The organism is Campylobacter sp. MIT 97-5078 (assembly GCF_006864455.1).
In the GTDB taxonomy this organism is placed as follows: domain Bacteria; phylum Campylobacterota; class Campylobacteria; order Campylobacterales; family Campylobacteraceae; genus Campylobacter_D.
This window is the reverse complement of the sequence record NZ_QHLK01000004.1, coordinates 115,609-135,021: the sequence shown is the minus strand read 5'-3', so window position 1 is coordinate 135,021 and position 19,413 is coordinate 115,609. Positions and strand designations below refer to the sequence as shown.

The following is a 19,413-nucleotide window of genomic DNA, read 5'->3' as shown; positions in this document are numbered from 1 at the left end:
AACTTGCCCAGTAAATCCTGTGATGAGGGCTTTTAAAGCCATTTTTCTTCCTTTGATCTTAACAAAAAATATATTGAAAATAGGGATTTTCAAACTTTTATTAATTTTTACATATCAATGAAATTGCTTTGATTATGAGAGATATTTATTTTTACATATTTTGAAACAATATTTAATCGAGCTCTAATTTTTTAAAATTTATATTTTTTAAGGAAAAATATAAATTTTTTGGTTATAATTTTAATCCTTATATTAGCTCGCTAATCTAGTATATGGGCTTTTAGTAAAAAGTTTGAAAATCCCTATTTTCAATATAAAATTTAAAGCAATGATAAGGAAAAATACATGGCAAAAAGTGTTCTTATAACAGGTGGAGCAGGTTATATAGGCTCTGTTTTAACACCGATTTTACTTGATAAAGGCTATGCAGTAACCGTGATTGATAATTTAATGTTTGATCAAGTTTCTTTACTTTCTTGTGTGAAATATAAAAATTTTTCTTTTATTTTAGGCGATGTTTTAGATAAAAGCTTGCTTGAAGCTCAAGTTAAAAAACACGATATTATCATACCTTTGGCAGCTTTAGTGGGTGCGCCTTTGTGTAAAAGAAGCCCAAGACTTGCAAGAGGAGTTAATTTTGAAGCTGTGAAAAATATAGCTGATCTAGCTTCTAGCTCGCAAATTTTACTTTATCCAAATACGAATAGTGGCTATGGCATAGGTGCAAAAGATGCAATGTGTGATGAGAAATCGCCACTTAATCCTATATCAGAATACGGCAAAGATAAGGTAGAATCAGAGTTATATTTGCTTGAAAAAGGTAATTGTGTAACCTTTAGATTAGCTACTGTTTTTGGAGTAAGCCCTAGAATGAGGCTTGATTTGCTTGTTAATGATTTTACTTATAGGGCGTATAAGGATCGTTTCATAGTGCTTTTTGAGGAACACTTTAGACGCAATTATATCCATGTAAGAGATGTTGCAAAGGCTTTTATTCACGGCATAGAAAACTATGATAAGATGAAAGGTGAGGCTTATAATATGGGACTTAGTTCTGCAAATCTTACCAAAAGACAACTTGCTGAAAAGATCAAAGAATATGTTCCAAGTTTATATATACACTCAGCTGAGATTGGAGAGGATCCTGATAAGAGGGATTATTTAGTAAGCAATGCCAAGCTTGAAGCTACAGGCTGGAGTGCTGATGTAAGCCTTGATGATGGAATACAAGAGCTTTTAAGAGCTTTTTCTATGATGAAAGTTAATCGCTTTGCGAACGTGTAAAAGAACATATTTAAAACACGGATTGAAGTATAATTCGTTTTTCTTGAATTAATTATTCTAGTGTAAAATTAACTTAGATTTTTATACTAGAATTAGGACTTGTATATGCTTACTATCCGTTCTCAAACACCCTTAAGACTTGGGCTTGCTGGGGGTGGCACTGATATAAATTTGTATTGTGATAAATACATTGGCTTTGTGCTCAATGCAACTATTTCTTTATATATTCACTGCACTTTAATTGTCAAAAATGACGGCTTGATTGTTTTTGATTCGCCTGATACACATCAAAAATTTGAGTATGAAAGTAAAGAAAGGCTTGAATTTGATGGTAAGCTTGATATTTTTAAGGCTATTTATAACCGTATAGTTAAGGACTTTACACATAAGCCTTTGAGCTTTTCTTTGCATACTTATTCAGATGTGCCAAGTGGGAGTGGTTTGGGTGGAAGCTCAACTTTAGTTGTAGGCATTATTAAAGCCTTTGTGGAGTGGCTTAATTTGCCTTTAGGAGACTATGAGATCGCAAAACTAGCTTATGAGATAGAAAGAGAAGATTTAGGCATAGTGGGTGGTGCTCAAGATCAATACGCTGCAACCTTTGGCGGCTTTAATTTTATGGAATTTTATAAGAATAAAAGAGTAATTGTTAATCCCTTACGTATCAAAAACTACATTGCTAGTGAGCTTGAAGCTAGAACGCTTTTGTATTTTACTAATATTACACGAGAGGCTAAGGATATAGAAGAACATAAAAAAGGTAAATTAGGAGGCGGAAAATCCCTAGAAGCCATGCACGCGATCAAGGAAGATGCTGTAAAGATGAAAGAGTCTTTGTTTAAGGCTGATTTTAAAACTATGGCTAAAATTCTAGGCAAATCTTGGCAGTCTAAAAAAATTATTTCTGAGATCGTAAGCAATGATGAGCTTGATAGAATTTATCAACTAGCTATGAAAAATGGAGCATATAGTGGCAAGACAAGTGGAGCTGGTGCAGGTGGATTTATGTTTTTTATGGTTGAACCTACTGAAAAATATCGCTTAATTGAGCTTTTAAATAAAGAACAAGGCTATGTGCAGGATTTTTCTTTTACTAAAGAAGGTAGTAAATCATGGAGAATTTAAGGTTTTTTAAGCTAGAATTTTAAAAAAGCCAAAAAGGAAAAATAATGAAAGAATATATCAAAAGTCATATTTTAAAATCTTTAAGTGTAAAAGAACAAATTCTAGGCGATGAAGCCTTAATCTCCCTCATCAAGGAAGTGGCTTTAAAGCTCATAGTATGCTATAAAAATGGGGGCAAAACCTTGCTTGCTGGCAATGGTGGTTCAGCAGCTGATGCTCAACACATAGCAGCCGAGTTTGTGAGCCGTTTTTATTTTGATAGAGAAGGCATTCCTAGCATAGCCTTAACAACAGATACAAGCATACTTACGGCTATAGGAAATGATTATGGCTATGAAAAGCTTTTTTCAAGACAGGTGCAAGCTCAAGGTAAAAAGGGCGATATTTTTATAGGAATTTCAACCAGTGGCAATAGCAAAAACATACTTGAAGCCTTGCAAATGTGCAAAGAAAAAGGCATTTTAAGCGTAGGACTTACGGGATTAAGTGGAGGTAGTATGCATGAGTTGTGTGATTATTGTATCAAAGTACCATCAAATGAAACGCCTCGCATACAAGAAGCTCATATTTTAATCGCTCATATACTTTGTGCTATTGTCGAAGAAGAACTTTTTGGCAAGGGTTTTAAGCTTTAAGAGCAAAAATGGAAGCAATTGTTTTATGTGGTGGGCTTGGCACACGTTTAAGAAGTGTGGTGAAAGATATTCCAAAACCAATGGCTGATATAAATGGCAAGCCTTTTTTAAGCTTTGTCTTAGAATATCTTAAAGCCCAAGGTGTGCAAAAGCTTATCTTAGCTGTTTCTTATAAATATGAGCTTATACAAGAATATTTTAAAGATGAGTTTTTAGGCTTAAAATTAACTTATAGTATAGAAAAAGAAGCTCTAGGCACTGGTGGAGCGATCAAGCAGGCTTTAAGTTTGGCTAAGGAAAAAGAACAATTTGTCCTTAATGGGGATAGTTTTTTTGATATAAATTTATCACAATTAAGACTTGAAAATCAAAGCAAATTATGCTTAGCCCTTAAAAAAATGAATGATTTTGAAAGATATGGTGTTGTAGAGCTTGACGATAAAGGTTTAGTCAGTTCTTTTAAAGAAAAAGCTTATTTTAAACACGGCTTAATCAATGCTGGAATTTATCTTTTAGATAAAACTATTTTTGATGCTTTTAGCCTAGAAAAATCATTTTCTTTTGAGGATTTTATGCAAAGCCATTTTAAGGCTTTAAGAGCAAGAGCTGAAGTTTTTGATGGATATTTTATCGATATAGGTGTGCCACAGGATTATTTTAAAGCTTCACAATATTTTAAGTAAGCTGTCGGTTTTTTAATCTTATATAAATATTTTCTAACGATGAAAGAACTTTAAAAGAGCTAAAACTAAATTTATTTTTGTCGATTTTCATTGCGTGGTTTTATTAAAGAAAGATGGATAGTCATGGCAAACGCATTTGTAAATCTATCGAAGATTTATGGTTCTAAATAAATATTTAAAGGTAAAGTAATGAGGATAAATTCTACAAATTTTCATCCAGCATCATCAAGCCAAGTTTTACAAACTACTAACAAAAACTTAAAAAGCACTAATTTACAAACCCAAGCCGAGTTTTTACAAAGTTATAAAAACAATGATAAAGCCTACAATCCTCTTGATTATGGTTTTAGAAAGGTTGATCCAAATGATTATGTTGAATTTACAGAACTTGATACAACTAAAACTTTACAAAATGTTTATAAGCTTTTTTCTCAGCTTATGAGTAAGCTTGAGGACAAAGAAAATTACACGAAAGAAGAGCTTTTACAACATTTTCCTTTTGCTTTTGAATTTAATAAAAAAAACACTTGAAATAACCAAAACTTACACTTTTGATGAGCTAAGCCAGATGAGCTTAAAGCAATATAACAAAGCAAATATTTATATTAGCTTTGTTAATCCTTGGCAAAATACTCAATCAGCCCAAGAGTATAAACTTGAAAAAAATGAGGATATTTTTTCTTACTATGGAATGGATATAGGTTCAAAGCTTTACACTCAAGAAGATGGCAGTATATCTAAAATGGGCGTTTTTCATGCTTTTGCAACGAGATTTTCCCAGTTTGTAAGTGAAGGGCAAACCAGCATAAGAGCCAAACTTTTAGGACTTGATAGAAGTTTAAGCGAAGAAAGTGTGAATGACTTAAGGCAGTTTTTAGAGCAAAATAAGCTTGGAAATGGAGAAATTTTTATTTGGATTAGCAGTAGTGATGAAAGAGCGTATCAAAAACTTTTAAACTCAAATTTAAGCACTGATGAATTTAAAGAAAAGTATTTAGAATTTAAATCCTATGTCGAAACAAAGCAAGCTCAATGGTTGAATGAAAACTCAATCCAAAATGATGATAACTCACAAAACACCAAAGCAAACAAAAAAACTTTCACTCCAATTGAAGCAGAAAGCAAAAGTGAAACTTATAAAGCTATAGATACAAATGAACTTCTTAAAAAACTTTTAAAAGAAAGCTTTGATGAAAAAGATTTGCTTGAAATACTTTTTAAAGTAAAAGATAACAATTTAAATTTAAAAAGTCTTGATTTCAATTCAAGCTTGTTTTCAAATTCAAATGTTTTATTAAATATGCTTTCAAAGATAAACTTAAGCACTTTTAATACTTTAAATAAGAATGTGGATATGAAGGCGTGAAGACAAAAGAGCAAGATAAATTTGATTTGCTGAAATCTTGAATGAAGTTTTAATTCCTTAAGAAATAAAACTCGCAAAAACACTCAAGTTAAAATTTATTTTGCCGATATAAAGATCGAATCTTTTCAAAATATTGCCTACAAAGCTGGGTTTTTAGCTCAGCTTTTTTATGTTTTTTGTTTGGAATATCTTTTAAATTTGCTTTATTTTTATATTTTATCTTAAAAAATTACATTTTTTATTGTAGCCTTTTTAGCAAGTGTTGAGGTTTTTAATTCCCCAAAAGTGTATAAGTTTTGCTAGCTAGGCTTTTGAAAGCGTTTTGTGTGCTTAGGGCAACGCAGGCTTTGCTTTGACTTTGACTTGTGAAATCAGCATTTAAAAGCGCGTTTTGGGCTGTTGTGTAGGCATTTTTAGCGTTTGTATCGTTTGGGTTTGCTTTTAAAGAATTTTCAGCTGTGGCCAGGTTTGTGATTAAGGTTTTGATATTTGCATTTGATGCAAAGCCAAAGATGAGAGTGTGGCTTGAGTTGATAAATACGAGCTCTATACAATCATTTGCTCCAGCAACGCTAAAATTTACGCTTCTTGTGCCGTTAAAATTACTCAGATCGACATTTTCTATATTGCTGACATTACTCATTAAATGCGTTGAGGCTAGGGCGTCGTTTTTAAGGGCATAAGAGCTAAAATCACTGACTAAGGTTTTAAGATTGCTTATCGCCTTGCTGATTTCTGCTTCGTCTTTACTTGAACTAAGACGCGGTAGGGCTATGGCGGCTAAAATGCCAAGTATGATGATGACAAAGATAAGCTCAAGGACGCTAAAGGCTTTTTTCACACTTTTTCCTTTTTAAAGCATTATACCTAATTTGTTTCAAATTTTATTTCAAATGTAGCCTAAATTTTCGCTTCTTGTGCGTAAAATATCCATTTTTATATTTGTAAATTCTTGCTTTTTGAATTTCTCACATGCTGCTCTTGCGATCATTAAAGCATTATCAGAACAATGGCTTAATGTAACTAGTTTTAGTTCGCAATCATATTTTTTGCAAAGCGCTTCAAGTCTTGATCTTAGACTTAAATTCGCACTTGCTCCACCCACAACGCCAAAACTTTTAAAGCGATGAAGGGAGAATATTTTTTCAAGTTTGTCAAGTATGTGAGCAATGGCTGCGTTTTGAAAAGCAAAAGCTATCTCACTTTTTGTATTTTCATCAAGTTTTTCGTGTTTTAAAAGTTCAAGTCTTACAGCATTTTTAAGTCCAGAAAAGCTGTAGTTTAAGTCTTTGCTGTGTTTTAAAGGTATGTTAAAAAAGAGCTTTTTTTCTGTAGCTTTTAGGGCAAGTTTTTCGATCGCATTTCCGCCCGGATAGCCCAATCCCATCATTTTAGCAACTTTATCAAAACTTTCTCCAAAGCTATCATCAAGCGTTTTAGCTAGTTCATTAACCTTGCCTTGTTTATCGATAAAAAGCACCATAGTATGTCCGCCACTAACGAGTAAAACACCCATATCAAAGCTTGCTTTTTCATTTAAAAAAAGCGAATAAATATGTCCTGCAAGATGATTGATCGCTAGGAGTGGTAAATTTAAGCTTAAAGCTAAGGTTTTAGCCATACTAATACCACCAATCAAACTCACACTTAAGCCCGGCTCATTTGTAACAGCTATGGCACAAAGCCTATTTAAAAAGGGTTTGGCTTGCTCTAGAATTTGTGGTAAAGCAGCAGTATGAAGACGTGCAGCAAGTTCTGGCACGACGCCTCCGTATTGAGAGTGTTGCAATTCTTGAGAGATTTTCTTTTCAAAAACACAGCTTAAATCGTCCTTGTTGATGATCGCAAGCGAGCTATCATCACAAGAACTTTCTATAGCTAAGATGAGGTTTTTCATTCAAACTCAACAAGTATAGAGCCAACAAATTTGTCTTTTTTCAAGGCTTGTTTATATACTGCTTCGCTTAGCATTGGAGCGTTTTTGATGATTTTATTTGACGGAAGATAGGTGATTTGATTTAAGAGATCAGCGTAACGCAATTCATAAAATTCTATACGAAAAACTTTACCGGCTGTGTCAAGCGAATATCTTGGAATCATCTTATTTTTAGTGACAACAATACCACTTTCATCGTGTCCCATATCAAGTCCTATGATATTGACACGCACCTTGTTAATGCGTGGGATCATAAATTCTTTTTTGACTTTAATCTTGCTTGCAAAAGGAATGATTTTGTTTTCCCCATCTATAACGATTTGAAATTCATTAAAAGCGTCGCTAAATTCGAAATATTCAGGGTATATCCTGCTTTGAAAGCGATCGCCATATTGGATATAAAATGAGTTTTGTTCAGCAATAACAGCGGTAAGTTCATTGCTTGTTTCATAATCAAGTTCTCTGTAGAGTGGAAAAGGCAGATAATTAATCACGCTTCTTGGTTTATCAAGTTCAAGGAGAATTTTTTTGCGAAAAAGTTTAAGTAAGAGTTCTTTGTTGATGACTTTTTTTACGCCTTCAGGACTCAGTTCAAAACTCCTTTTAAATTCTATTCCAGCTGTTTTTAAATAATGTTCAATAGCCACTAAATGATAATAAGTTCTTAAATTTACCGGCAGATTTTTACTTGCTTCATTAGCAAAAGCAGCCTTGTTGTTTGAGATCACAAAATAAGTTAAAGCCTTAAGCATTTCAGTATCATCAAGTTCTTCTGTTCTTGTATTTTTAAGGAAGTATTGGTGTTTTGAATCAATGAGCGAGGAATTTACACTTTCAACGGTGCTTTGAGCGATTTTTTCAAGTTCGCCATATTTGCTTGCGTTAATTTCACTTGTATCAATCACGCTTGAGTTGCCCCATCTTTTAGGATTTTGTTCAGCATTAATATACTCGGGACGATAAAAACCCCAGCCATCATGAAGATTGATTACCATGCCTACTTCAGGGCGTAAGATCAGCTCTTTAATGCGTTGCACGGTTCCATAATCTGGATCATTTGGCTTAAGCTTTGCAAATTTTCGGTTTAAATCTCCCTTAGTGCCTCTGCTTCTTTTAATAATACTATCAAAAGCCAAATTTGGCGCAACGATGATTTTACCCTTTGTGATATTATAATCACTAATCAGCAAGCTTGCTGCATGAAAGCCACCCGGCTCATCGCCTTGTATGCCACCAAAAATTAAAACGGTATTATTATCATCAAGGCTTTTGCCATTCTCGCTTACGCTAAATTCTAAAGCAAAGCTTAATACAAAGCTTAACAACAATACAATCAGTTTTTTCATACTCGCACCTTTATAAATTCCCTTACTTTTTTATCCAGCTCAAAAACCTCATCTATATCTTTTATATAAGGATTTTCAAAGTGATCAAGTGTTTTAAATATGCCGTTGGCAATATCTAAAAATTTGCATTCATTATTTAGAAATTTTTTTACCAAAACTTCATTTGTGGCATTGATAATCACACCTAAATCAACATTTTCAAGCAAAGCCTTTTTGAGCGAGAAAATAGGATATTTTTTCAAATCTATGTGGTGGAATTTTAAACTAGCAAGCTTAACAAAGTCTAGTGATTGTAAAATTTTTTGATTCTTTTTTTTCAGTATGGCTTGAGAGATAGCAAGTCTCATATCTGCTTTTGAAAAATACACGCTTGCTCCGCCATCTTTAAATTCACAGATAGCATGGGCTAAGGACTTTGGCTCGATAATGGCATCAAGATTTTTAAAGCCAAAAAGATGATAAGCTTCAATGATCTCAAAAAGTTTATTTACCATAGTTGCACTATCTATAGTGATCTTTGCTCCCATGTTCCAATTTGGGTGTTGTAAAGCTTCTTTTGCACTGACTTGACTAAGTTCTTTAAGACTGCGCTTGAAAAAAGCTCCTCCGCTTGCTGTGATATAAAGCTTTTCTATGTTTTTTTGTCCTTTAAGCAAACATTTTAGTGCGGCGTGTTCGCTGTCTATGGGTTTGATTTTTGTATGTTTAAGGAATTTCCCAGCCACAACAAGGCTTTCTTTATTTGCAAGGGCGAGGGTTTTTTTTAATTTGCTTGCTTGTATGCTTGCACGAAGTCCTGCAAAACCGACTATGGCATTTACCACAAGCTTAGAATTACTGATATTTAAAATATGCTCTAAGCCTTCTTGGGCGTAAAAAATCTTTTTTGGATTAAAATCAAGCTCGTGTCTGTCCTGTTTGTTTTTTATGCAAATAAATTCTGGCTTAAATTCAGCAATTTGTTTTTTAAAGAGTTTGATATTTTCTCCACATGCAAGAGCGTTGATCTTGATCTTGTGCTTTTTGGCTAAAAAAAGCACATTTTGCCCTATACTGCCAGTGCTTCCAAAAAGGATCATAAAAGAGCAACCATAACAAAAGCAGCGATGATTAAAGCATCAATCCTATCTAAAATTCCACCATGTCCGGGTATAAGATTGCCACTATCTTTTATCTTTGCTTTGCGTTTAAAATAGCTTTCTAGCAAGTCGCCAATTACTGCAAAAACAGCACTTAAAAAAGAAATAGCAAGACTAAGTAAAAAGCTATATCCAAAAAGTCCAATAAGTGTGCCAAAAATGGTTGCAAACACTAAACCACCGATGACGCCTTCTCTTGTTTTGTTTGGGCTTGTTGGTGAAAAAGGTGTGCTTCCTATCATTTTACCGACAAAATACGCACTACTATCACACACTGCTACGATAAAAATAAGCCAAAACAAAGCAAACGCACCATGATCTAAATACAACTGCCAAAGTGCTAAGATAGGTAGGGTTGGATAAAGGTAAATCAAGCTTTGCTGTAAATTTTTCTCTTTTTTATATACCAAAAATCCTACTACAAGTATAAAAAACAATGTGCCCACAAGCAAAGGCTCTTTAAGCACACTTCCTATCACAAAGACAAGTAAGCCAAGCCAAACACTTGCACTTTGGTCTTTAAAAAGTGTTTTACCCTCGTTAAAAGCAAGGTAAAATAAAAGTGCAAAGACTACAAAATTAAGGGCTAGTTCATTAATGAGTAAGATTAAAATCACCCCAGCTACTAAAACCACCCCACTGATAATCCGTGTCGTATCAAACAAAGCTTTCTCCTTATCTTAAATACTCAAATCAAGTCTATGAAGCTTATGTGTGTTTTTAAACTCATCTTCTTCACTCGCTTCATCTTCGTTTTTATTGTGTTCTTGCTCTTCTTTAGCGTGTTTTTGTTTTTCTTCTTCATTAGCCCTTTCTTTAACCTCATCTTGCACCTCTTGGCTCTGAGCGACTCTTTCAAGCTTTTCAACTGCCTTTTCTTTTGCAGCAAACTCGGCTAAATTCGCCATATTTGCAAAGCCTTCTTTAGCAGCTTCATTACTTGCTCGAGTTGATACTGCACCGACATTTTGGTTGATGAAATTAAGATTTCCTAAAGGACTGACTGGCATTTTTACTCCTTTAAAACACTCAAGCTTTTGAAATTTGTATAATTTACGAAAGCCTTTTGTTTTATTTTAACAAATTTTCTTTGCGTATAATCGACTAAATATGTCCCAGGGTTTAACTTTGAGAAATTTACACACAATTTCGCTGCAAATTGTAACACTTCTTCACTTAGTTTCTGTTTATTTGAGATGATAAAAGCGTGAGAGGAGGGTAAGTTTTGCACATGTAGCCACATATCATCTTTTTTTGTGCTGTGTAGTAAAAACTCATTTGCTTTTTCGTTTTTGCCGATAAGAATTTTACACTCATTAAAATAAAAGCTTGCCACGCCCTCATCACTTTTTTTTACTTTTTTCTCTGCATTTGCTTGCTTTTTTGGTGCTAAAATTTCAAGCTCTACGCTTGAGTTTGAATGCATGATAAGTGTTAAAAGATTGTCATAAAAGCTGATTTTTTCAAGTAATGAGTCTTTTTCGATGAAGATATTTTTAGCTTTTTGTTTGAGTTTTTTTGAAAGCTTAAAAAGCCTTTGAGCTTCCATTTTTGGAACATTTTCAAGCTCAAAAAAAAGCTCTTTGCCCTCAAAATCCTTTAAAGAAAAATTGCGTTCATAGTCTTTTAAATGATATAAATTTGCGTTTAAAACTTGGGCTTTGTATTCATAACTTCGGGCTTGTTTTTCAAGCGTGTTTTCATCATCAAGTTTGCTTAAATGTTCTTTTAAATTTGCGATTTTTTTCAGCACTTGTTTGCTTTTGTTTTCTTTTAAGGCATTGATTTTTAGTTGGTTTTGCTCTTTAAAAGCAAGAGCAAAATATGCTTTAAAATCTTTGATCTCAAATACTTTTTCTTCGATCTTAAAAGGCTTTAAAGGCTCAAGTTTTTGTCCTATTTTTACACTCCTGTAGGATTTTTCTATGTGTCTTAAAGCTTCGATGATGATGTCATTTTCATCAGTGATGATAGCGTTTGTATTTTTGCCTGTAAATTCAAAATAGATTTTGTTTGTAAAGTTTTTGTATGCTTTTTGTATTTGAGTGTGAAAACATAAGACTCTGTTATTTTCAAGCACTTTTACACTTAAAATTTCAGCGCCACTAAAATATTTTTGCAACATAAAGTCAAATGGAGCATTGTATTTTTTTTCTAAAAGTTTGGCTTCATAAATAGCACTTTTAAAACGGCTTAGATCAAAAATGAGGCAGAGTTTATTAAAATCAAGCTTAAAAACATTATCATCTATGCGTTTGATAGCATAGAGTTTTTTATAAGCTTTAAGATAATTTGCGATTTGGATTAAAGCTTGGTATTTCATAACTTTAATTATAGAGTATTTTTTATATTATTTTAATGTAAAATGTTTAAAATTTTTGAAATTTATATTTTAAGGAAAAAAATGCACTTTGATCTTCAAACTCTGCCTTGTGTGATTTTGTGTGGCGGTAAATCAAGTCGTATGGGGCAGGATAAGTGTTTTTTACCCCTTTATGATCGAAATTTGGTTGATTTTCAGTTTTCAAGACTTAGTGCGCTTTTTCAAAGCTGTTTTCTTTCGTGCAAAGAGGATAAATTTAACGCTCATTTTAAACAACTCATTTTTGATAAAAAATTTGAAGGTGTGGAGTTTTCGCCTATGCTTGCTCTTTTTAGCGTGCTTGATTATTTTAAAGATACTTTTGTTTTTATCATCAGTGTTGATATGCCAAGTGTAGAAAAAGAGCAAATTGATGCTCTTGCAAAGCATCTTGATCAATCTTTAATCATCTTGCCACGAAGCAAAGGATATATTCACGCTTTGTGTGGCTTTTATCATAGTTCTTTATCTGGTAAATGTTTTGAGCTTTTACAGCAAAAAAAACACAAAATTCAAAGCTTGTGCGAGCAAAATAACGCTTTTGTGCTTGATTTTAAGGACGATGAAAGCTTTGTGAATTTAAATGACTTTGAAAGTTATGTAAGATTTAAAAATGAAATATTTTAAATCTTTATGTGTTGTGTGTGTAGTTGTAAGTCTTATGAAGGCTGAAACAAGCGTAAAATTAGAGCAAAACTTAAGAAAAGAAAGGGACTTGGCAGTTTTAAATTTACAAAATTATCTTGGTGAAGTAAAAAGAGAGAATTTCTTGCAATTGAGCGAGCATGGGGCGAATTATTTTTTACCTTTTTCTTATACTTTTAAAGGTAAATATCCGCGACACAAACGCACTGAAGCGAAATTTCAAATCAGTCTTAAAAAACCTTTGTTTGAAAATATTTTTGGTTTTGATGAAAAATTTTATTTTGCTTATACGCAAACAGCGTGGTGGCAACTTTATAAGGACTCTTCGCCTTTTAGAGAGATTAACTATCAGCCTGAATTTTTTGTTTCTGTGCCACTTTATATAGATCAGTTTGAAAATTTAAAAAGTATCCGAGTATCCTTACTTCACGAATCAAACGGCAAAGATGATACTGAACTTCAATCGCGTTCGTGGAATAGAGTATATATAAGCACTTTATTTGTTTATGATCGCTTTTTTATCACGCCAAGGCTGTGGTATAGGCTACCTGAAAAAGATGATGATAACAAAGATATTACAAACTATATGGGAAATTTTGATTTGGCTGTGAGTTATTTGGCGAAGGATTGTTTTGCAAGTGTGCTTGTGAGAAATAACTTGAATTTTAAGCGAAACAAAGGAGCCTTGCAGTTTGATGCGGGTTTTGATTTTTGGGGGAATGGAGTGTTTTTGTATGTGCAGTATTTTAATGGCTATGGGGAAAGCTTGATTGATTATAATCGATATTTACATAAGTTTTCTTTAGGTTTTTATATAGCGTATTGATACAAAGCTTGCGAGAAAAGTCGCAAGCTTGAAGCAAAATTTGAATTTATTGTAAGAGTTGAAGCACATATTGTTGTGATTGATTAGCTTGTGCAAGAGCGTAACTACCACTTTGGGCAAGTATATTTTGTTTAGAGAAATTTGCACTCTCGCTTGCAAAATCCACATCGCGTATGGTGCTTTCGGCTGCTTTGACATTGACTTGTGTGGTGCTGATATTAGCTATCGTAACTTCAAGTTGTTGTTGGGCTGAACCTATGTCAGCACGCACTTGATCAAGATTTAAAATCGCTGTTTCTGCTATATCCATTACCGCCATTGCCCCTTTAAGTGTGGTTACACCAGCTGTATTATCAGCTATGCCAAGCTCAAGCGTTTTCATCGGTGCATAATTTGATAAACCTGAACCAGCTGAAAATCCTGAACCAGCTGAAACTTGATAGGCATTTGAAAAAGCTGAGGCAGATGAAACAAATACGCCAATATCGTCTAATAAAACAGAATAGTTGTTTCCAGAACCTACAGAAAATCCTGAACCAGCTGAAAATCCTGAACCAGCACTACTCATAAAGGCAGCAACTGATGAAAATCCTGTGATGATATATCTATTTCCACCCGGATACGCAAAAAAGCCCATAGCATCAGCCATATTGCCTTCGATTTGTCCTTTTGATTCACGCAAAGAAACAGAGCTTTGAGAAATAAAATCCCCAGCTGTTACTGTAAAGCCAAAACCAGTGCCTGATATAGCGATATCTTGTCCGCTATTTTTAACTAAAGAAAGGCGTCCAAAGTTTGAGTATTGGCTGTTAATTACGCCTGAACCTACACCTATGCTTCCTCCTATAACTATACCTCTTCCTTCTTTTGAGGTTAAGACGAGTTTGCCGTTTGCATCCTTAGCTGCTTCAACGCCTGTAGTATCTTTTACAGCGTTGATCGCTGAAACAAGTTGTCCATTCTCATCAGCTGCTTTGTAATCAATCTGTCCTATAATCACGCCATTGATTGAAAAATCACTACTTGTCTTTCCATCTTGTATAGCAAAAGTGCCATAAGTTTGCACAGTAAAACTTGCACGAACACCTGTTTTATCAGCTACTCTGTTGATCTCTTCAGCCAAAGCTCCAACACCTGTGCCAACGCTGTATGAAATTTGAATTTCAGCAAAATCAAAATCATCAACACCGTTATAATTTAAAATCGTCATATTTGCAGGTCCTGAAGCAGTGATAGTTGCTCCTGTTTCAAACCTTGTTACACCGATCTTTGAGCTTTGGGTTGAGCCTATGGTTGCTTTTATAGTTTGATTTGAGCTTGAGCCGATTTGAAATTCTTGGTTGATAAAGCCACCAGAAAGCAATTGTTTGCCATTAAAAACGGTGGTATTGGCGATATTGTCTAATTCTTCCATAAGGCGGTTGATGTCTGCTTGAAGCATGTTTCTTGTTTTAAGACTTTGTCCATCTTGAGCCGCTTGAGTAGCTTTAGTTTTGATCATATCCAAAATTTTTACCTGCTCGTCCATCGCTTTATCAGCGGTGGAAAGTATGCCTATGGCGTCGTTGCCATTGTTGATAGCTTGTCCTAAAGTTGATGCTTGAGAACGAAGTTGATCAGCGATGGCTAAACCTGAAGCATCATCTTTGGCTGAGTTGATCCTAAGCCCTGTGCTTAACCTGTTAAGAGAATTGTCAAGTGCGTTAGAAGTCATATTTAACGCATTGTGAGCACTAAGCGAACCAATGTTCGTGTTTATTCTTAAACTCATTTTAAATCCTTTCAAAATATTGCTTAGACTTCTTAAAGCAAGAAGTGTTCCAACTTTTAATTTTATGCCTAAAATAAGGGATTTGAAAGGGATATAACAAAGCGTAATATAAGCAAAACACAAATAAAATTTGATTGTTTAAATTAAATTTGTCTAAAATAAAATAGACTAAAATAAAAAGTCAAGTTTTGCACTTGACTTTTTTAAGCAATATTTTGAGAAGATTCAATCCCTATATCGGCAAAGTGAAATTTAACTTGAGTATTTTTAAATTTAAGCAGCTGTTTTGCAGTTTATTTTTGATATGGATTGCAAGCCGTGTAAATATGGCTTGCAATGAAAATCCACCTTATAAAAGCTTTCTTTTTTCTAAAGCTTCTCTTAAAGGCACGATATCAGCTTTCATCTTTTTTTCCATAATACTTAAAAAATCAATAATTTCTTCAAGCCAAGCTTCATGAGAGAAAATCCATGCCATAAGTTTGTTTTGTCGTTCGCCTTCGTTGTTGAAATTTTGAACATAAAGAGGAGCTGATTGAAGTTCTTGATGAAACAAGCTTGGTCCTAAAAGTTCTTTAAAATAAAGCGTTTTTTTGCTATCAAGTGCTTTTTTGATCTCATCAATACCTTTATTTATATCATCAAGCGTGCTTGTTTGCACACCTCTGGTAAGTCCTTGAAGTTGTTTTTGAATTTTTTTAGATTTTTTGATGAATCTTTGAGTTAATCGCATACCTTTTTTGATCTTTTCATATGCTTTAAGCATATATTCATTGCTTTCTTTGCGACTTGGTTTTTGAAGCTTTGGTAAGTATTTTTTTACTTCTTTGCTTAAAAACTGCTCGCAAGCTTCTTTAAAAGGCATTTCTATGCTTCCTTCTATCCTTGCTCCACCTTCAGTGCAGTTGTAAAACTTTATATCTTTTGGTTGATTTGTTATGAGATTTTCAAAAAAGCCTTTAAAGAGCATCCATACTTCACTAGTCTTAACCTCACCCTTACCCCCATAAGCTTTGATTTTAAGATCATCTCGTTTTCTTCCGCCTGCACCAAGATGGGCAAACATATAATCATCCGGGTGTGATTTGCCTTCTTCGCTATAAGCTAAATCTTGTCCTATAAAAAAAAGATTTTTATAGCCAAGCATTATGCCTAGTTCATGAGCCATATTCATCACGCTCATTCCACCACCTAAATAACCAAAATCCTTAAGATCAAGATAGTTTGAATACGAAAGATTTCTTTGGGTAAGCATATAAGTTCTTTTGTTTCTTTCAAGATATTTAATTGTATTTGGGTGCGTTAAAGCAAAAAGTATAAATACTATACCCTTATCAAATTCGCCAAAATCATTGTTAAAAAGTTCTGCGGTGAGCCCACCTCTTTCTAAAGATAAGACATAATCTGGCTTTATACCTTGTTTGTAAAGTAAAGCATAAGAGCTATCAGCACAAAAGATCACGGCATTGTCTTTGTATTTTTTGAGTAAATCAAATTGCTTACTTAAACTTGGTCCAGTAGCTACAAAGATAGCATTTTTGCCTTTATTTTTGCGTTTTTTAATCAGTTCTTTAAAAGTAGGGTGTGTGAGCATATAAGGCAGGTGTAAGGTAAAATGCTCTATACCCATGAGAGCATCGGCTGGATCGTTGCCGTGTTTTAGAGTGGTTGAACGAATTGCTTGTGAGTTGATATTATTAATCCGTGTGATTTCTTCGCTTTGATTTTCATAATACGCACAATGAATACGCAAGTTATATAGTTTTAAAAAAAGCACTATAGTCGGTAAAGAAAAGATCATTGTTGCTTTATTAGAATCATAATCTTTTGTATAAATAATGATAATTTGTCCCATTATAAGAGCTTTGCTAAAATCAATGAGATTAAAAGCCATATAAATGAGTTCAAGCTCTTTTTCAAAAATGACAATACGTCTGTGTGCTTCATTTTGTGCTAAAGCCTTATATAAAATGCCATTACCTATGCCATAAAAAAATAAAACAGGATAACGTTTAAACTCGTTCTTAAAAGGTTCTAAGCTTTCTTCAAGCTCACGAAGTGGTGCTTGATACATTTTCCTTTGTGTCTGTAGATTGATGATATTAGTATTTAAAGTATCTTTAGGATCAAATTCGTATTTGAATTTATATATGGTTTTTGTTTTTAAAAGCTCATCTTTAAGCTCTTTGTAAGCTTCGCCTTTTAAAGCGTCAATGTTCTTTTCAAATAAAGTTGTTTGTTGCATATTTTCTCCTTAAATAATATATTCTTTTATGCACTCTAAAATGGCATTGTTTTGCGTATAGATATATTCGCCTAGTTCGATAAAAAATCTTGCTTCAGTTTCTAAAAAAAGTATTAAAAGCTCTTTTTCTTCGCGTTCGTTTTTGCTTATCAAGCTTTCAAGGCGGACAAGTTCGCATTCATTGTGAAAATACACAGCGTGCAAGGTTTCAGTGAAAATAATCTTTTGTCTAAGTGTTTGAATGAGTTTTAGAAGTCTTTCTTTTGATTTTTTTAGAGCCTCAAAATCAAGTTTTTCAAAAACATAATCCTTTGGTAACAAGCCCTGCAAAAGCTCAAGTTCTTTTTTGATCTCTTCAAGAAAGCCATCAGCTTTTTTTACCTTTGCTTGCAAATCCTCTTTGCTTTGCTTAAGCAACGCTTTAGCTTTGTTTTCATCATACCTTGGTGGCTTAGCAAAGGGTTTTTGTATATTTTCTTTTAAAAGCGTTTCGCAAAGCTCTTTAAAAGGTCTTTCTATACTTCCTTTGATATGTGCTCCACCTTCAGTGGCGTTATAAGTGTTTATACCAAGCTTAAGCTTGCTTAGTGCTATATCGCTTTCTAAAGCGTGTCTAAATAAATTCCAAGTGATTTGTGTTCTTACCTGTCCTTTTTGTCCATACGCGAGCGTGTAAATATCACGTCTTTGATTGCTTTCAAATTCTGCTCCATGTTGATAGTCCTTTGGGTGCGAGCTTCCATCATCGCCATAAGCTAAATCTTGTCCTATAAAAATGATATTTTCATGTCTTAAAGCCGCTGCGAGCTCATACGCCATATTTGCTACGCTATGCCCTGCACCTAAGTAACCAAACTCATCAAGTCCTAGACTTGCTGCAAAAAGCAAGGGGCGAGAAACGATCATATAATTTCTGTTATTTTTTTCAAGATATTTTGTAGCGTTTTTATCCACTACTGAGGTAAGGATAAATAAAATTCCCTCATCAAAGTCTTTAAAATCATTATTAAAAAATTCAGCCGTAAAATCCGTGCGTTCAAGCATAAAAACAAAGTCTGGTTTAATGTCGTTTTTAGCAAGTATTGGATAAGCAGAATCCGCACACATAATGCTTGCTTTATTTGCATATTTTTTAAGTAAAGGCAACTGCTTGCTTAAACTTGGTCCGGTTGAAACGATGATAGCGCTTTTAACCTGTTTAAATCTTTGCTTTAAAAAAGCTTTAAAAATGCCGTGTCTTAGCATCTTAGGAAGATTAATTAAGATATTTTTAATACCAATGATAGAATCAAGAGGATCATTTCCTCTTTTTAAAAAGTTAAATTTGATCTGTTCTATGAGTTCTTGATGAATTTTTTCTATTTCATTTTTATAATGCTTTTCATAAAATTCACACTGAACGTGAAAATTATAAGTTTTGAGCGAGGTTTCTATATCAGGATAAGCAAAAAGAGTTTGAAATTGTGCTGGATTAAGGTTTGATGTATAAAACAATATCAATCTTTCTTGTTCTATATCCTTGCTCAAATCAAGCTCTTGCAAAGCAAGGTAAAAAAGCTCAAGTTCGCTTTCAAAGACGATAATTCTTTTATGTTTTTTGTTTTTAAGTAAGTATTTAAGCAAAACGCCATTACCAAGCCCATAAAAAAACATCACAGGATGCTTTGCAAAGTTTTGATCAAAATATTCTTTTTTTTCTTTAAAATGAGCCTCGAAGTTTTCATATACAAGCTCATTTTCTGGTAAAAAAATAAGTTTTTTGTTTTCACTTTTAAATTTTACAAGTTTTGAAATTTGCCTTAACATCACACTTAAAGGTTGATCGACTCCAAAAATGGCATTGAGGTTTTGAGCAAAAGTCTTGTTTAGTAAAACATGAGGCATGATTTTCCTTTTTGTACTTTATAATGACTATGAAGCTCTAAAAAATAACTTTTATAAATTTTACAAAAGGGATTAGAAGTAAAAATGGCGTGATAATCGTTTGTTTTTGTAAGCTTAGGAACAAAAAGAGGTAAAGTCCAAGCAATCCATTGAAATTTTGGTAAAA

At 33.5% G+C, this 19,413-nt stretch carries 18 protein-coding genes; 8 read left to right on the top strand and 10 right to left on the bottom strand.

Translation table 11 applies throughout. From position 1 onward, the window contains the following. Positions 1-345 precede the first annotated feature (345 nt). The 6 genes from DMB91_RS03510 (at position 346) to DMB91_RS03485 (ending at position 5,093) form a co-directional block, all read left to right on the top strand. Positions 346-1,284: an NAD-dependent epimerase/dehydratase family protein gene (locus DMB91_RS03510; RefSeq protein WP_034906807.1), complete on the top strand. Its 939-nt coding sequence runs from the start codon at positions 346-348 to the stop codon at positions 1,282-1,284. Positions 1,285-1,389: 105 nt separating this feature from the next. Then, on the top strand, positions 1,390-2,409 hold the full coding sequence (locus DMB91_RS03505; protein ID WP_034906811.1) for a dehydrogenase: 1,020 nt from the start codon (positions 1,390-1,392) through the stop codon (positions 2,407-2,409). 44 nt (positions 2,410-2,453) lie between these two features. Further along, a complete protein-coding gene (locus DMB91_RS03500; RefSeq protein WP_034906814.1) occupies positions 2,454-3,044 on the top strand; it encodes a D-sedoheptulose 7-phosphate isomerase in 591 nt (196 codons plus the stop codon). Positions 3,045-3,052: 8 nt separating this feature from the next. Next, positions 3,053-3,727, top strand: coding sequence for a nucleotidyltransferase family protein (locus DMB91_RS03495; protein ID WP_034906817.1), 675 nt, complete (start codon positions 3,053-3,055; stop codon positions 3,725-3,727). Positions 3,728-3,916: 189 nt separating this feature from the next. Beyond that, the gene (locus DMB91_RS03490; protein WP_034906820.1) at positions 3,917-4,258 is read left to right on the top strand and encodes a hypothetical protein; all 342 of its coding nucleotides are present in this window, start codon (positions 3,917-3,919) and stop codon (positions 4,256-4,258) included. Positions 4,259-4,295: 37 nt separating this feature from the next. After that, complete coding sequence (locus DMB91_RS03485) at positions 4,296-5,093, top strand: hypothetical protein (protein WP_143116808.1); 798 nt, start codon at positions 4,296-4,298, stop codon at positions 5,091-5,093. Between the two features lie 271 nt (positions 5,094-5,364). On the opposite strand, the gene DMB91_RS03480 is transcribed toward DMB91_RS03485, so the two are convergent. The 7 genes from DMB91_RS03480 to DMB91_RS03450 are packed head-to-tail and all read right to left on the bottom strand — an operon-like array spanning position 5,365 to position 11,837. Beyond that, on the bottom strand, positions 5,365-5,934 hold the full coding sequence (locus tag DMB91_RS03480; RefSeq protein ID WP_034906425.1) for a prepilin-type N-terminal cleavage/methylation domain-containing protein: 570 nt from the start codon (positions 5,932-5,934) through the stop codon (positions 5,365-5,367). A gap of 48 nt (positions 5,935-5,982) precedes the next feature. Then, entirely contained in the window at positions 5,983-6,990 is a 1,008-nt protein-coding gene (gene tsaD, locus DMB91_RS03475; RefSeq protein WP_034906428.1) for a tRNA (adenosine(37)-N6)-threonylcarbamoyltransferase complex transferase subunit TsaD, read from the bottom strand. Beyond that, complete coding sequence (locus tag DMB91_RS03470) at positions 6,987-8,375, bottom strand: M99 family carboxypeptidase catalytic domain-containing protein (protein ID WP_034906430.1); 1,389 nt, start codon at positions 8,373-8,375, stop codon at positions 6,987-6,989. The genes tsaD and DMB91_RS03470 overlap by 4 nt, the downstream gene beginning before the upstream one ends. Beyond that, the gene (dxr, locus tag DMB91_RS03465) at positions 8,372-9,454 is read right to left on the bottom strand and encodes a 1-deoxy-D-xylulose-5-phosphate reductoisomerase (RefSeq protein ID WP_034906433.1); all 1,083 of its coding nucleotides are present in this window, start codon (positions 9,452-9,454) and stop codon (positions 8,372-8,374) included. The genes DMB91_RS03470 and dxr overlap by 4 nt, the downstream gene beginning before the upstream one ends. After that, positions 9,451-10,179 (bottom strand): phosphatidate cytidylyltransferase, encoded by a 729-nt coding sequence (locus DMB91_RS03460; RefSeq protein WP_034906436.1) that lies wholly within the window; start codon positions 10,177-10,179, stop codon positions 9,451-9,453. Before DMB91_RS03460 ends, dxr begins: the two co-directional genes overlap by 4 nt. A 15-nt stretch (positions 10,180-10,194) precedes the next feature. After that, positions 10,195-10,524 (bottom strand): coiled-coil protein, encoded by a 330-nt coding sequence (locus tag DMB91_RS03455; RefSeq protein ID WP_034906439.1) that lies wholly within the window; start codon positions 10,522-10,524, stop codon positions 10,195-10,197. A 2-nt stretch (positions 10,525-10,526) separates the two neighbouring features. Beyond that, the gene (locus DMB91_RS03450; RefSeq protein WP_034906442.1) at positions 10,527-11,837 is read right to left on the bottom strand and encodes an NFACT RNA binding domain-containing protein; all 1,311 of its coding nucleotides are present in this window, start codon (positions 11,835-11,837) and stop codon (positions 10,527-10,529) included. A gap of 81 nt (positions 11,838-11,918) precedes the next feature. Between DMB91_RS03450 and DMB91_RS03445 the strand changes: the two genes are divergently transcribed. Together DMB91_RS03445 and DMB91_RS03440 are read left to right on the top strand one after the other, a co-directional pair. Next, positions 11,919-12,503 carry a molybdenum cofactor guanylyltransferase gene (locus tag DMB91_RS03445; protein ID WP_034906446.1) on the top strand — a complete coding sequence of 195 codons (585 nt, stop codon included), beginning with the start codon at positions 11,919-11,921 and terminating at the stop codon, positions 12,501-12,503. Next, positions 12,490-13,347, top strand: coding sequence for a phospholipase A (locus tag DMB91_RS03440; RefSeq protein ID WP_052043243.1), 858 nt, complete (start codon positions 12,490-12,492; stop codon positions 13,345-13,347). Before DMB91_RS03445 ends, DMB91_RS03440 begins: the two co-directional genes overlap by 14 nt. A 46-nt stretch (positions 13,348-13,393) precedes the next feature. On the opposite strand, the gene DMB91_RS03435 is transcribed toward DMB91_RS03440, so the two are convergent. The 3 genes from DMB91_RS03435 to DMB91_RS03425 all read right to left on the bottom strand — a co-directional run bounded on the left by DMB91_RS03435 (position 13,394) and on the right by DMB91_RS03425 (position 19,247). After that, positions 13,394-15,118, bottom strand: a complete 1,725-nt coding sequence (locus DMB91_RS03435; RefSeq protein WP_143116807.1) for a flagellin — start codon at positions 15,116-15,118, stop codon at positions 13,394-13,396. A 349-nt stretch (positions 15,119-15,467) separates the two neighbouring features. Further along, complete coding sequence (locus DMB91_RS03430; protein ID WP_143116806.1) at positions 15,468-17,363, bottom strand: motility associated factor glycosyltransferase family protein; 1,896 nt, start codon at positions 17,361-17,363, stop codon at positions 15,468-15,470. A 9-nt stretch (positions 17,364-17,372) separates the two neighbouring features. After that, entirely contained in the window at positions 17,373-19,247 is a 1,875-nt protein-coding gene (locus tag DMB91_RS03425; protein WP_143116805.1) for a motility associated factor glycosyltransferase family protein, read from the bottom strand. Positions 19,248-19,413 lie beyond the last annotated feature (166 nt).